This window comes from Solidesulfovibrio magneticus RS-1 (assembly GCF_000010665.1).
In the GTDB taxonomy this organism is placed as follows: Bacteria; Desulfobacterota; Desulfovibrionia; order Desulfovibrionales; family Desulfovibrionaceae; genus Solidesulfovibrio; species Solidesulfovibrio magneticus.
Window position 1 is genome coordinate 3,483,136 of sequence record NC_012796.1, and the last position, 12,807, is coordinate 3,495,942.

Here is a 12,807-nt window from a genome sequence, read left to right on the forward strand (position 1 = left end):
CTTGGCAACGACGGCCGGGGGAGTTGACGGCAATTGTTGATCAGCTATATCGGATTATGGTCCGACGTGAAGTACGCATCCCCGCCCTGGCCGTCCTGGCTTGGACGCTCCTGCTTGGACTGCTGTTCACCATCCAATACCTGTCGGATAGGCAAAGCGCCGAAGCCATGATGCTGCAGGCGGCCCGGGGCATTTTCCAGCAGATCGTGCTCACCCGGGAATGGAACGCCCAGCACGGCGGCGTCTACGTGCCGGTGACCCCGAACAGCCAGCCCAATCCCTATCTCCCCGACGAGCGGCGCACCGTGACCACCCTCGACGGCCTGACGCTGACCCGGGTCAACCCGGCCTTCATGACCCGCCAGATTGCCGAAGCAGCGGCCCAACGCGACGGCCTTGGCCTGCATCTCACCAGCCTCAATCCCCTGCGCCCGGAAAACAGCCCCACCAGCTGGGAAGCCCGAGCCTTGGCCGATTTTGAAAGCGGCGACACCGAGGCCCACAACATCGGGGCAACCCCGGCCGGCCCGGTCTTTCGCTACATGGCCCCGCTTTTCGTGACCGAGAGCTGCCTGCCCTGCCACGCCAAGCAAGGCTACGCCGTCGGCGAGGTGCGCGGCGGCATCAGCGTCACATTGCCGGCCGGGCATTTCCTGGCCGCCCAGTCCGCCGCCGTCGGCGGCACGGCCGGGCTTTACACCCTCATCTGGCTGGTGGGCGCGACCTGCACCGGCGTCGGCACGGCCACCATCCTGGCCGGCAAGGCCAAGGCCGAAGCAGCCAACCAGGCCAAGACCACCTTCCTGTCCATCCTCAGCCACGAACTGCGCACGCCCTTAAACGGCGTCCTGGGCATGTTGGAGATCCTGGGTTCCACCCGTCTGAACGAGGAACAGCGTTCCCTGACGGGCGACGCCCGGGCCGCCGCCTTGGCCATGAACGCCCAAGTCCAGGAGCTGCTGGAACTGGCCGGCCTGGAAAACGGCCAAGGCATGTTGCACATGACCCGCTTCGCCCCGGTCAAGACGGTGGAGGAGGCCGTGGCCCCCCTGGCCCAGGCGGCCCGCGACAAGGGGTTGGCTTTCGAGCTGCTCACGGCGGCCGATTTGCCCCGGGAACTGCTTGGCGACGGCGAACGCCTTGGCCGCATCGTGACCATCCTGACCGACAATGCCGTCAAATTCACGGCCACGGGCGGGATCAAGGTAGCGGTCTCGGCGGCAGCCGCCGCCGACGGTTCCTGCCGGCTGAGCGTGGCCGTGGCCGACACCGGCCACGGCATCGAGGACGATCGCCTGGATGCCGTATTCGAGCCGTTTTATCAGGCCGAAAACGTGCTCACCCGGTGCAAGCCCGGTCTCGGGGCCGGCCTGACCATCGCCCGCAAACACGCCGAACTCCTCGGGGCCAGCCTCGCCTGCCGCAGCACCCCCGGCCTGGGCTCCACGTTTACCATCACCGCGCCGTTTCGGCTGGTGTAGGGGGAAAGCGGGGAGAAAGGCATGCCTCCGGCGGCCGGGGGGGGGGGACCCAATGTCTGGCCTGGGCTATTACGTGACCAGCTTTAGCGGCCCAAGCCGCTGGTTTTCCTGCTCCTGCCGACGAAGGTATCTCGGATCAGCTTTTGTCACGACCAACGGTCGATTCAGGCTCCTTCACCGGAACGGTCGGCGCCGCCGGCGAAGGCCGCAGGCCACTGCCTTCGCCGGGCGGCACACAGGCTACTTTTTGGCGCTGGCGCCGGCGTTGTACTGGTAGTTGCCCTCAAACTGGTCGAGAACGACGGTATTGGGTGGGTTGGAGTCGGCGGCGGCCGTCAGATTCAACTCCTTGTCCAACTTGCGTGATCTGAACTGCCATCCCTTAGGCAAGGTCAGGCGCTTGCCCAGGGTGGGCAGGTTTTCGATGGTGTTTTTTGGATCGATCTTCAGCGACAGACTGAACATGGTGTATACGGCGCCCTCGGGCGTGATCAGTTCATACACCGTTTCACCCGCATGGAAAACAAAGCTGCTGGTACGTTTGGAGACCATCGGCTCGTAGGTCGGCATCTTTCCGGAAGCGAACTTTTCCAAATTCGGAACTTCAAAAATGCCGTCCAGTTTCAAGGGAATCCCGGCGATCACTCTCTGCTTGCAGCCATCCCAGGACATCCCGCTTACGGTGTTCGCCACCAAACGGCGCGGGCCATTGAAAAAGACACCGTTGCTCCCGTACTCCTTCATCAAGGTCTCCGCACGCAGAGCGCGGAAGCGGGCGTCCATCTCCTCGTTGGGCGCGGGAAGGTCGTTGCTGAGAGAGTTAAAGTAGTTGCCGATCCCGCCGCCGTCGGGCTGGCGGAACATGAACAGAATCTCGTAGAAAGCCCTGCCGCGCCAGTTCTCAGCCTTGATCGGGCAGGGATCGGTCAGCTTGACCACCGGTTGGGCTTCCAGTTTGGCTTGTGCTTGTGCCGTGGAGTGGCAGGCCACCGCAGCGACCAGCGTGGCAGCGGTGAAGAGGGTCGTCAATACGATCTGCATACGCTTCATGATGGCTCCTCTCGTTAGTGTGGATAAGCGGAGAGCGAAACTACCAATGGGGACGCGCGCCGAACCTGAACACTTCTGGCAGGTTCCTGGTTTGGAATTGCTCTTGCCGGGACCGGTCTTGTCGTAGACGCTCAAGAACTCGTCGACGAGGATCGTCACAACGTCTCCTTATACGCAACTGCGGTCCGCTTCATGTTGATGATTTCGACGAGCGCTTGTGGAGCACTTTCCCTGTTCACGGGCATGTCCGGGTTTACATACGAGCCGTAGCAATTCGCAACGATAACGCCTGTCTTCGGATCGATGGCGACGAGGTACCTTTGCAATATTTCATAAAATCGCCATTTCTGGCCGGGGAGGTCAAGGGGAAAGTTTGGGGAAAGTGCTACTCGTGCTTAAACTAAATCCAACTCGTTTCAAACCAGATAGAGTCGACACAGGCAGCTGTACCGATAATCAGGCTACAACCAACCGCCAACTGATTAATACTTCAACATTATTCTGACGAATAACTTGCCTGAATCGCCACCGCCCCCCGCAGGGGAAAAAGGCGGCGGCCCGACAAAAAAAGACGGGCGTCGAACTTGCGTCCGACGCCCGCCCGGCCAATGGCGGCCTCCCCCTAGCTGGCGAGTGGTAACCGTGTGTGAGACTGCCTGCCGGCTCCACGGGGCGTAACCGGGTATCCCGGTCGCCGGAGTTTGCGGCAGGACTGCCCGTGATGGGGGCCTGGCTGGGAAATCTTGATGCTCCTCATCCCCGCATCTGCTCGATGGTGCGCTCCAGCTCGCGCCCAAGCGGGGTTTTGAGCGACAGATGCCGCTCCAGGGCGGTGATGCCCTTGACCACCGTGGAATGGCGGCGATTGAACTGCACGCCGATGTCGGCCAGCGACAGGTCGGTGTGCTGCCGGGCCAGCAGGAAGGCCGTGTTGCGGGCCAGGACGTACTGGCGCTTGCGCGACTTGGACTTGAGCTGGTCGGGCGAAAGGCGGTAGACGTCGCAGACGTAGCCCACGATGTCGTCCAGGCTGACCGGGGCCTGGGCCACGTCGTAGTGGCGCAGCACATCCCAGGCCAGGTCCACGGAAATGCGGCAATTGAGGAGCTTGGCCTTGAGCACGAGGTTCTGCAGGCAGCTCTCCAGTTGGCGCACATCCGAGGGCAGCTTGTCGGCCAGAAGCGTGGACACTTCCTCGGGCAACAGCACCTGATGCACGGCGGCCTTGCGGGCCAGGATGCGGCGGCGCATGTCCAGGTCGGGCTTGTCGATGACGGCCAAAAAGCCCGAGTTGATGCGCGACAGGAGCTGGCTGTCCAAGCCCGAAAGCTCCTTGGGCAAAAAGGAGCTCGTAAAGACCAGACGGCAGCCCCGGGCGTTGAGGGCTTTTAGGGTATTGAGCAGCTCGTCCTGGATGCGCGGCTTGTCGCGGAAGAAATGAACATCCTCCAGCAAAAGGACGTCGACGTTTTCCCGGAAGGCGGCCTTGAACTGCTCCACCTGCTTGGTCTTGATGGCCATGACCAGCCGGTTGGCGAACTCCTCGGCCGACAGATAGGCGACCCGGGGCTGACGTCCGGGCTGGCCGCCGAGGATGCGACGGCCCATGGCCTGGATGAGGTGGGTCTTGCCCAGGCCCGGAGCCGAGCTGATGAACAGCTGCTCCGCCGACAAGGACAGATCGCAGATGCCCTTGCTTGCGGCGTAAGCCATCTCATTGGACGGGCCGACCACGAACTCGTCGTAGCTGAAGCGGAACCGGTCGGCCAAAGCCGGCGGGGCGCTGGGGGCCACGGGCAGGGTCAGGGGTGCGGCCACGGGCCGAGGGCCGGCCGGGCGTTGTCCTGGCTGGCGACGGGGGCGGCCGGAGGCGGCCGGGGCCAGCCCAGCCGAGGCGGCGACCGGGGCGGCGGCCCTGGAGGCTTCGACCACAAACACCTGGGGACGCGCGCCCATGGCCACGGCGGCGGCCTCGGCAATGGAATCGGTCAGTCGTTCGCGCACCCAGGTGGCCACAAAGGCGTTGGGAGCGACAAGTTCCAGCGCACCATCACGGGCCCGGGCCGCGAGGGGCTTGATCCAGAGGTTGAACAGTCCGGGGCTCAGGGTCTTTTCGAGCAGTTGTTTGGTTTGTGACCAAATCGTTTCCATGGCGCGCACACTACGGCCGCTCCGTGGCCGGGCAAAGGACGATTAGGCTCCGGATTCCGGGGGGCGTCTCTTTGGTTCTCTACAGCGCAACCACCTGGAAACTGGTTCATTTCTCGCCAACCCCCGTGAAACGTGGGCTTTCGTGGCAGGCCCTCAAGCCGCATGGCGCAAGGGTTTCCCGGCAGCGGGCCATATTATGCACACCTGTGAAAGCGTTTTCCACAGGTATTCTCGTCATTATCTCAATCCATGTCACTTGAAGTCAAAATATTTCGTCTTCCAACAGGCCACTTTTTGGTTGACCACCGCCAAAACCCGCTCGGCCCTTACCTTTGCCGGCCGTCAACAGGTTTCGGCAACATGCACACGACACGAACAACCACACAATTTCATTCATAAAAAAACTTTATCCCGCATTTCCCGGCTCTTCGGACGCCACAACGAAAAAGCCCGCCACTGGCGTGGCGGGCTTGAAAATCAGACAAAGAAAGCCGGATTTCGGGAATTAGGCGGAATGGGGACCGATTTGCCCGAGTCTGGGATAGCGGCCGCAGGTGAAGCGCTCGGCCTCGGGACAGTAGCCAAGCCGCTCGCAGCGCGCCCCGGCCCCGGCAAAGATCACGGGCAGGGCCTGCCGACACTGGTCCAGCATGGCCAGGGCCATGGCCCGGATCTCCCACTGGGCCCGGGTGCAGCAACGCAGCTCGAAGAAATGCAACAGCGAGCGGCAGTTCATGGTCACGACCACCTTGGTCTCGCAGGCGTTGGGCAACATGAACCGGGCGTCCTCGTTGGCCTTGTCCCCGCGCCCGTGGCGGGCCAGGATCTCCTGCAGCTCGGCATACGCCGTCCCGGCCTGCTCCATGGCCGATTCGTACCGCGCCCTGGCCTCGGGAATGGCCGCGATCTGGGGCGGCAGCACGTAATCAAAGCCCAGGGCGTCCACGTAACGCTGGGACTGCTGGGAATAGCTGGCGATGCGGTGGCGCACGAGCTGATGGGACAGCGCCCGGGACACGCCGGAAATCGCAAAGGTGAACGACACGTGCTCGATGGGCGATTCGTGGCCGGACTCCAGTATCCGTGCCACAAAAGCGGCCTGCTTGTCCGGGGCGATGTCGCCGGACAGCAGGCGCGGCCACAGATCGGCCACGTCGCCGGCATGGTAGCACTGCCGAAAAGCGGCATAAATGAGGGCCAACGCGTCGGGGGTATGGGCCAGTAACGTCACGGCAAGCCGAGTCGGCGGCATGTTGCGTCCTTGGTAGAGATTCGTCGTGCTAGAGATTCGTCAGAAAAAAAGCCTCCGGCGGCCAAAGGGCTGCCGCCCTTTGGAATCCCGCATCGGGGCTGGCCTTGGCGGGATAGTGGTCCCATCAATGTCGTCGCGTGAAAGACCATTGCCTGCTTCGCTTCCTGCGTTGGCCGACGGCCCGGCGCTCGTGTCGCGTCCACGAAAACCACACAGAGCTTTTCGAAGACAACAGTCTAAACCATTAATATTTTAAAAATACTATGGTATTTTTTATGAGACGCGACACTAGCCCAATTTCCCCTTGATATGGGCATAGGCCTTGGCCGTGGCCACCCGGCCGCGCGGGGTGCGCTTTATAAGCCCGCACTGGATGAGATACGGCTCGTAGATCTCCTCCAGGGTGCGCACCTCTTCGCTTAGGGCCACAGCCAGGGTTTTGACCCCCACCGGCCCGCCTTCATAATGGTGGATGAGGGTCTCCAAGATCTTGCGGTCCATCATGTCCAGGCCGTGGGGATCGACGTCCAGGCGAGCCAGGGCCTTGGCGGCCAGTTCGCCGTCCAGGGTTTGCGCTCCGGCCACCACCGCGAAATCGCGCACCCGGCGCAGCAGCCGGCCGGCGATGCGCGGCGTGCCCCGCGAGCGCTGGCCGATGGCCAGGGCTCCGTCCGGGGTGATGGCGATGCCTAAAATCCCGGCCGCCCGGGTGACGATGCGGGCCAGCTCGTCGGGGCCGTAGAATTCCAGGCGAAAAATGACGCCGAAGCGGTCGCGCAGCGGCGAGGTGAGAAGCCCAAGCCGGGTGGTGGCCCCGACCAGGGTGAAGGGTTCGAGGTCGATGCGCACGGTGCGCGCCCCCGGCCCCTGGCCGATGATGAGGTCGAGCTTGAAATCCTCCATGGCCGGGTAGAGGATTTCCTCCACCGCCGCCGGCATCCGGTGGATTTCATCAATAAACAGGATGTCGCCCCGGCGCAGGTTGGTGACGATGGCGGCCAGGTCGCCGCAGCGCTCCAGCACCGGCCCGGTGGTCTGGACCAGATTGACGCCCAGTTCCGAGGCCATGATCTGGGCCAGCGTGGTTTTGCCCAGGCCCGGCGGGCCGTAGAGCAGGCTGTGGTCCAGGGTGCGGCCCTGCTCCAGGGCGGCGCGCAAAAAGACCTTGAGGTTGGCGCGCAGGTCATCCTGGCCGATGAAATCGGCCAGCCGCGACGGCCGGATGGTGTCGTCGGGCGAGGGCGCGGCCGGGATGAGCCCTTCTGGCGGACAGAAATCCTTGTCGTCCATGCTCACTTCTTGGCCGAGGCCAGCCGTTTGAGGGCCTGGCGCAGGGCGGCGGCCACGTCAAGGTCGGGTTCGGCCTCCAGGACCTCGGCCGCGACCTGCCGGGCCTCGGGTTCGGGATAGCCGAGGTTGGTCAGCCCGGCCACGACGTCGCCGGCCACGCCGCCGGGGATCGGAACCGACGGGGCCAGCCCGGCCGCCGGGGCGCGGCCTTCGAGCTTGTAGGAAAGCTCGATAAAGATGCGCTGGGCGCTTTTCTTGCCGATACCCGGCACCCGCACCAGGGCCTCGGCGTCGCCGGAGGCCACCACCCGCAGCAGATCGTCGGCGGTGAAATGCGACAGGATGGCCAGGGCCGTGCGCGGGCCGAGCTTGGAGATGCCGATGAGCGTACGGAAGGTCTCGCGGTCGTCGAGGCTGGCGAAGCCGAAGAGTTCCAGGGCGTCCTCGCGCACCACGGTATGGACAAAAAGCGAAACCTGGCCGCCCGGGGCCGGCAACGCGGCGGCCACCGGGGTGGGCAGTTCCAGTTCGTAGCCCACGCCGCCCGGGGTGAGCACGATGGCAAACCGGTCGCGCCGGGCCACGACCCGGCCTTCGAGATAGCCGATCATCTGGCCCCGCACAGGCGGGTTAGCCGCCGTTGATTGAGGTGGCACACGGCCGCAGCCAGGGCGTCGGTGGCGTCCACGGCGAAAGTTTCCCGACATGCCAGCACCCGCGCCACCATGAAGGCCACCTGGGACTTCTCGGCCCGTCCCGTGCCCACCAGGCTTTGCTTGATTACGGTCGGTTCGTAGGAATGGACGCTAAGGCCGGCCACGGCGCAGGCGGCCAGGGCCGCGCCCCGGGCCTGGCCGAGCTTGAGGGCCGTGGCGGCGTTTTTGGAGACAAAGACGTTTTCCACCGAGACCTCGGCCGGGCCGTGGCGTTGGATGAGTTCGGCCACGGCGGTAAAGATGACGCCCAGGCGGCTGGGGAAATCGGGCTGGCTGGTCGTTCGCACCACGCCGGCATCCACGAGTTCGAGCACGCCCGAGCGTTCGCGCACCAGGCCATAGCCCGTGGCCCGCGAGCCGGGATCGAGTCCCAGGATGATGCCGTCGCCGGTGTTTGCCATGCCGTGGTCTACCGTTTTCGCCAAAGAGAAGAAAGCCCCCAGGGCCTCAAACAGGAACCGGGAGGCTAACCCTCCCGGTTCCTGAACAATCTCCGTCACAGTACCGCCAGCACCCTTTACCCTTTTTCCCAATCGGGGGGTCCGGGGGCCTCAGGCCCCCGGCCGCCGGAGGCCTCTTCGCTCTTCTCTTACCCAAACATCTCGTCGGGCAGATCGGCGTTGGAGTGGACTTTCTGGACGTCTTCGTTGTCTTCGAGCATGTCGATAAGTTTGAGCAGCTTCTGACCGGCTTCCAGGTCCAGGGCCACCATGTTGGCCGGCACCATGGCCACTTCGGCGTCCTCGGAGACCATGCCGGCGGCTTCGAAGGCGGCGCGCAGGGGTTCGAAGTCGGCCGGGGCGCAATGCACTTCCCAGACCTCGCCTTCATCCATGATTTCCTCGGCCCCGTGTTCCAGGCCCACTTCCATGAGCTGGTCCTCGGTGAAGGTCTTGGGGAAGGAGAAGACGCCCTTTTGGGAGAACATCCAGGACACGCAGCCGGATTCGCCCATGGCTCCGCCGCCCTTGGACAGCAGGTGGCGCACTTCGGCCACGGTACGGTTGCGGTTGTCGGTGGCCGCTTCGACCAGGATGGCGACGCCGCCCGGGCCGTAGCCTTCGTAGAGGACTTCTTCCAGGTTTTCGCCGGCAAGCTCGCCAGTGCCTTTCTTGATGGCCTGATCGATCTTGTCCTTGGGCAGGTTGACGGCCTTGGCGGCGGCGATGGCGGATTTGAGGCGCTGGTTGAGCGCCGTGTCGGCCCCGCCAGCCCGGGCGGCCAGCATGAGTTCCTTGGTCACCTTGGTGAAAAACTTGCTCTTCTTGGCGTCCTGCACCGACTTGCGGGCCTGGATGTTATGCCATTTGCTATGTCCGGCCATGGTTCCTCCTGGAAAAAGTCTCGGGGGTTACCCGTGTAGTTTGCTGGGTCATGTCGACGGTCCGGGTGGTCCCGGCCCGCTGCCGCCGCAAGGGGCGAGGGTTGGCCCCTTGGTCGCGCCTATTAAATGAAGCGTCGCGGCTAGTCGTTTGGCGGCAAGGGCGAGGGGGCGGGATCGTCGGGCTGGCCCACGGGGGCAGTGAAGCCCGTGGCCACGAAGAAGATTTCCTTGCTCTCGGCCCGGGAGCTTTTGGGCTTGGCCACCCGCACGGCGGAAAAATACTGGCGCAGCCCCTTCTGGAAGGCCGGCGAATCCGGCCCCTGAAAAATCTTGACCACGAACGCGCCGCCGGGCTTAAGCCGCGTGACAGCCACGGACAGGGCCGCCTCGCACAGCTCCAACGATCTGGCCTGGTCGGTGAACTTGTGGCCGATGGTCTTGGGGGCCATGTCGCTTAGAACGACGTCAAAGGGGCCGAAGCGCTCGAAGGCCTCGGCGATGTCCGGCCCGGGTTCGAGCATGTCGCCGATAAGGTAGGTGACGTTGCCCGGAAAGGCCGTGGCGGCGGGGTTGAGGTCGACGGCGAGCACCCGGCCGGACGGCCCCACCCGCTTGGCGGCGTAGAGGGACCAGGAGCCGGGGCAGGCTCCAAGATCGAGGACGGCCGCGCCGGGGGTAAGCAGGCGCGATTGTTTTTCGATCTCCTCGAGTTTATAGACGGAGCGCGCCGGATAGTTATCCTGCTTGGCCTTGTTGAAATAGTGGTCGCGGTACGTTTTCATGACGGGCAACCCGGATACCGTTTACCGGACAAGCTTTCAAGGAAAAGACGCCGCCATGGCCCACATGGACCGCCCAAACCGCGCCGTGGTCATCGACGAGACCGGCGCACGCCGCACACTGGCCGCCGGGGAAGCCGCCTTTGAGGCCCTGGCAGCGGGCGGGCGGCCGCTTTTTTTGGGCCTGGGACCCGATCCGGGCGTCGCCGTGGCCCTGGCCGGCGGGCAGCCGGCCGACTGGCTCGAATGCCCGGCCTTCGAGGCGGCCATGGGGCCGGATTGGCTTGCGCGCCTGCCGGCCGGCTGGAAACGCCTGACCCCAGGCGATCTGACGCCCGGGCGCGTCCGGGCCGCCCGCGTGATTTTCTATCGTCAAAACAGCCGGCTCTTCCCGTCATTTTGGGGGCCGGTCCTGGCCCGCCTCCAACTGGCTCTGCTCCCCGGGCCGGACCGGGCCGCGCGCAGCCCCGGGGTCATCCTGCCGCGCCCGGCCAAGGGCCTGCTTGAGCCGGAAATCGCCCGGGCGCTGACGGTGCTTGGCCGACCGGCCCTCGACATCGCCCCCGAAGCCTGCCCGGCCGCCCTGGCCGCCCTGCTCTCCCGGCAGACGCCGTCCGCTCTGCTCTCCATAAACGGGGCCGGCCTGGATGACGAGGGAATTTCCGCCGCCCTTTTGGCCGAGGCCGGCGTGCCCCTGGCCATCTGGTTCGTGGACAACCCGTTCCATGTACTGGGCCGGTTTCGCGGCGGCTTCTGGAAGCGGGCGCTGCTGGCCGTCACCGACGACAGCTTTATCGAACCGTTGCGCCGTCTTGGGGCCGCCCGGACCCTGCATCTGCCGCTTGGGGCAAGCGCCCATTTCTTCGCGGCCGCGCCGACGCCGGAGCTGGCCGACGGGGCGGTCTTTGTCGGGCGCAGCGCCTTTGCCGGGCGCGATGCTTTTTTCGCCGGCTGCCGGCTGCCGGACGGGCTGACGGACACGGCCCGGGCCATGGTCGCGGCCGGCGGCCGGCCGGACTACTTCTGGTGGGCGGAAAAACTCGGCTTGGGCGCGCTTTGGCCCGGCAAGGCCGGCCGCGCCGCCGGGCTGGGGGCCGAGACAGCCTCCCTGGCCCTGCGGGCCGGGGCGCTTGCCGCCGTGGCCGAGGCTATGCCGCTGGTCGTTTACGGCGACGAAGGCTGGCGCGAGCTTTTGCCCGAAGGCGTGTCCCTGTTCCCGCCGGTAGATTACTACGGCACGCTGCCGGGCCTCTACGCCGGGGGCGGGGTGACGCTCAACGCCACCAGCCTGCTGCTTCCCCGGGGGCTCACCCAGCGCCATTTCGACGTCTGGGCGGCTGGCGGCTGTCTTGTCACCGACGCGACCCCGGGCCTGGACCTGTTCCCGGCCGCTCTGACCGCGCCCGTAAGCTACGCTGCACCGGGGCAGGCCGGAAAGCTTGCCGCCAACCTGCTGGCCCAGCCCCAACGCCGGGCCGATCTGGCCGCGTCCTGGCGGGAGGCCATCGCCGCCGGCCATCGCTACGAACACCGGCTGGCCGCCCTGTTTGCACGGTTGTCAGACGACTTCTGACAGCCTGACGCCACTACCGGCGTCCGCCTTCACCCGCGTTCTCCTCCCGTGAAGCCATGTCCCCTAAATCGCGAACGCAACACGCCTTCTCCGTCCAGGGGCGGTTCCCGACCCAAGGCGTATCCCGCTTATTTGACCGGCAGCCGCCAGGATGGATCGTAGCGCCCCTGCCGGGGCCGGCGCGAGGTGCCGCCGTGCAGCCCCCGGCGCACGAAATAGAGCAGCCGTTTGCTGAATTTGGCCGCCCAGGCGTCGCAGGCCTTGTCCTGGCGGATGCGCTCGACCAGATTCTCGGCCCCGCCGGGCAGGCGCTCGCGCTTGGCGATGCGCCGCCGCAGGGCGTAGTGCCCCAACTCATCGACCAGGATCATGGTCTTGCGAAAATCCCGAATCGAGCGGTTGACGTAAATGTGGTAGCGGCCGTCGCGAAACAGCAAAAAACCCCAGCTATCAATGTCGTCGACCTCGGTGACCACGAGGTCGACGCGTTTGCCGGCCATTTCCATGAGCCTGGCCAGTAGGCCTGCCATAGGCGCTCCTTTGCCGGCACGGGGCCGACCTTCCATGGATAAGCCTTGCATCCGGGCCGTCAAGACGCGGGCGGCCAGGGGCGATGCTTGTGCCGCCAACGATGGCATGATAACCATTTTCAGGCAATTGCTTGTCCCGTAAACGGCCAGACGTACCCAAGGCCCGACCATGGCGCTCCTCGAATACCGAAACTGCCCCCGCTGCGGCCATTCGACCTGGCAGGAATTCACGCCCCTGGCCGACGCCGACAGCTCCTACTGGCGCTGCCGCGACTGCGGCGACCGGCGCGCCGCCAAGCGCGTGCGCATCGAAGAAACCGCCCTGCTCCACCGGGGACGGCTGCAAACCGCCACGAGCTGCGCCGACGTGCTCATCCGCGACTTAAGTCGCGACGGCGCGCGGCTTTGCCTGGACGAAGACATGCCCGTCGCACTTGCCGTGGACCAGACCGTGGCCTTTAATCCGCAGCTCCAGCCCTTCGGCGAACTGGCCCAATACATCCCCAGCGTCGTGCGCTGGATCAAGGGCCAGGAATTCGGCCTGCTCTTCACCCGCCCCCTGGCCATCTCGTCCGGTGACATCCGGCGCATCGTCAAGAATTAGGCCCGCCCCGCCCACCCTTCGGCCGTTGCCTCCGCCCCACCAAGGGCGTATGCTGGA

At 65.2% G+C, this 12,807-nt stretch carries 12 protein-coding genes; 3 read left to right on the forward strand and 9 right to left on the reverse strand.

Features of this window, described 5'->3' with window-relative positions:
- Window positions 1–56: 56 nt before the first annotated feature.
- Window positions 57–1,481 carry a c-type heme family protein gene (locus DMR_RS14680; protein WP_148208451.1) on the forward strand — a complete coding sequence of 475 codons (1,425 nt, stop codon included), beginning with the start codon at window positions 57–59 and terminating at the stop codon, window positions 1,479–1,481.
- A gap of 240 nt (window positions 1,482–1,721) precedes the next feature.
- Here DMR_RS14680 and DMR_RS14685 read toward each other — a convergent pair whose 3' ends face one another.
- The 8 genes from DMR_RS14685 to DMR_RS14720 all read right to left on the reverse strand — a co-directional run bounded on the left by DMR_RS14685 (window position 1,722) and on the right by DMR_RS14720 (window position 10,046).
- Entirely contained in the window at window positions 1,722–2,690 is a 969-nt protein-coding gene (locus DMR_RS14685; RefSeq protein WP_232502806.1) for a hypothetical protein, read from the reverse strand.
- Between the two features lie 594 nt (window positions 2,691–3,284).
- A complete protein-coding gene (locus DMR_RS14690; RefSeq protein WP_015861730.1) occupies window positions 3,285–4,682 on the reverse strand; it encodes a chromosomal replication initiator protein DnaA in 1,398 nt (465 codons plus the stop codon).
- Window positions 4,683–5,187: 505 nt separating this feature from the next.
- On the reverse strand, window positions 5,188–5,934 hold the full coding sequence (thyX, locus tag DMR_RS14695) for an FAD-dependent thymidylate synthase (protein WP_015861731.1): 747 nt from the start codon (window positions 5,932–5,934) through the stop codon (window positions 5,188–5,190).
- Window positions 5,935–6,222: 288 nt separating this feature from the next.
- The gene (ruvB, locus tag DMR_RS14700; RefSeq protein ID WP_015861732.1) at window positions 6,223–7,224 is read right to left on the reverse strand and encodes a Holliday junction branch migration DNA helicase RuvB; all 1,002 of its coding nucleotides are present in this window, start codon (window positions 7,222–7,224) and stop codon (window positions 6,223–6,225) included.
- Window positions 7,225–7,226: 2 nt separating this feature from the next.
- Window positions 7,227–7,835, reverse strand: a complete 609-nt coding sequence (gene ruvA, locus DMR_RS14705) for a Holliday junction branch migration protein RuvA (RefSeq protein WP_015861733.1) — start codon at window positions 7,833–7,835, stop codon at window positions 7,227–7,229.
- Window positions 7,832–8,341, reverse strand: coding sequence for a crossover junction endodeoxyribonuclease RuvC (gene ruvC / locus DMR_RS14710; RefSeq protein ID WP_015861734.1), 510 nt, complete (start codon window positions 8,339–8,341; stop codon window positions 7,832–7,834). The genes ruvA and ruvC overlap by 4 nt, the downstream gene beginning before the upstream one ends.
- 188 nt (window positions 8,342–8,529) lie before the next feature.
- Window positions 8,530–9,264, reverse strand: coding sequence for a YebC/PmpR family DNA-binding transcriptional regulator (locus tag DMR_RS14715; RefSeq protein WP_015861735.1), 735 nt, complete (start codon window positions 9,262–9,264; stop codon window positions 8,530–8,532).
- A 140-nt stretch (window positions 9,265–9,404) separates the two neighbouring features.
- Window positions 9,405–10,046: an RlmE family RNA methyltransferase gene (locus DMR_RS14720; protein WP_043600777.1), complete on the reverse strand. Its 642-nt coding sequence runs from the start codon at window positions 10,044–10,046 to the stop codon at window positions 9,405–9,407.
- A 55-nt stretch (window positions 10,047–10,101) separates the two neighbouring features.
- Here DMR_RS14720 and DMR_RS14725 point away from each other — a divergent pair, with 55 nt between their 5' ends.
- Entirely contained in the window at window positions 10,102–11,616 is a 1,515-nt protein-coding gene (locus DMR_RS14725; protein ID WP_043600779.1) for a glycosyltransferase family protein, read from the forward strand.
- A gap of 128 nt (window positions 11,617–11,744) precedes the next feature.
- Here DMR_RS14725 and DMR_RS14730 read toward each other — a convergent pair whose 3' ends face one another.
- Window positions 11,745–12,146 carry a hypothetical protein gene (locus tag DMR_RS14730; RefSeq protein WP_015861738.1) on the reverse strand — a complete coding sequence of 134 codons (402 nt, stop codon included), beginning with the start codon at window positions 12,144–12,146 and terminating at the stop codon, window positions 11,745–11,747.
- Window positions 12,147–12,315: 169 nt separating this feature from the next.
- Here DMR_RS14730 and DMR_RS14735 point away from each other — a divergent pair, with 169 nt between their 5' ends.
- A complete protein-coding gene (locus DMR_RS14735; protein WP_015861739.1) occupies window positions 12,316–12,750 on the forward strand; it encodes a PilZ domain-containing protein in 435 nt (144 codons plus the stop codon).
- The last annotated feature ends 57 nt before the right edge of the window (window positions 12,751–12,807 follow it).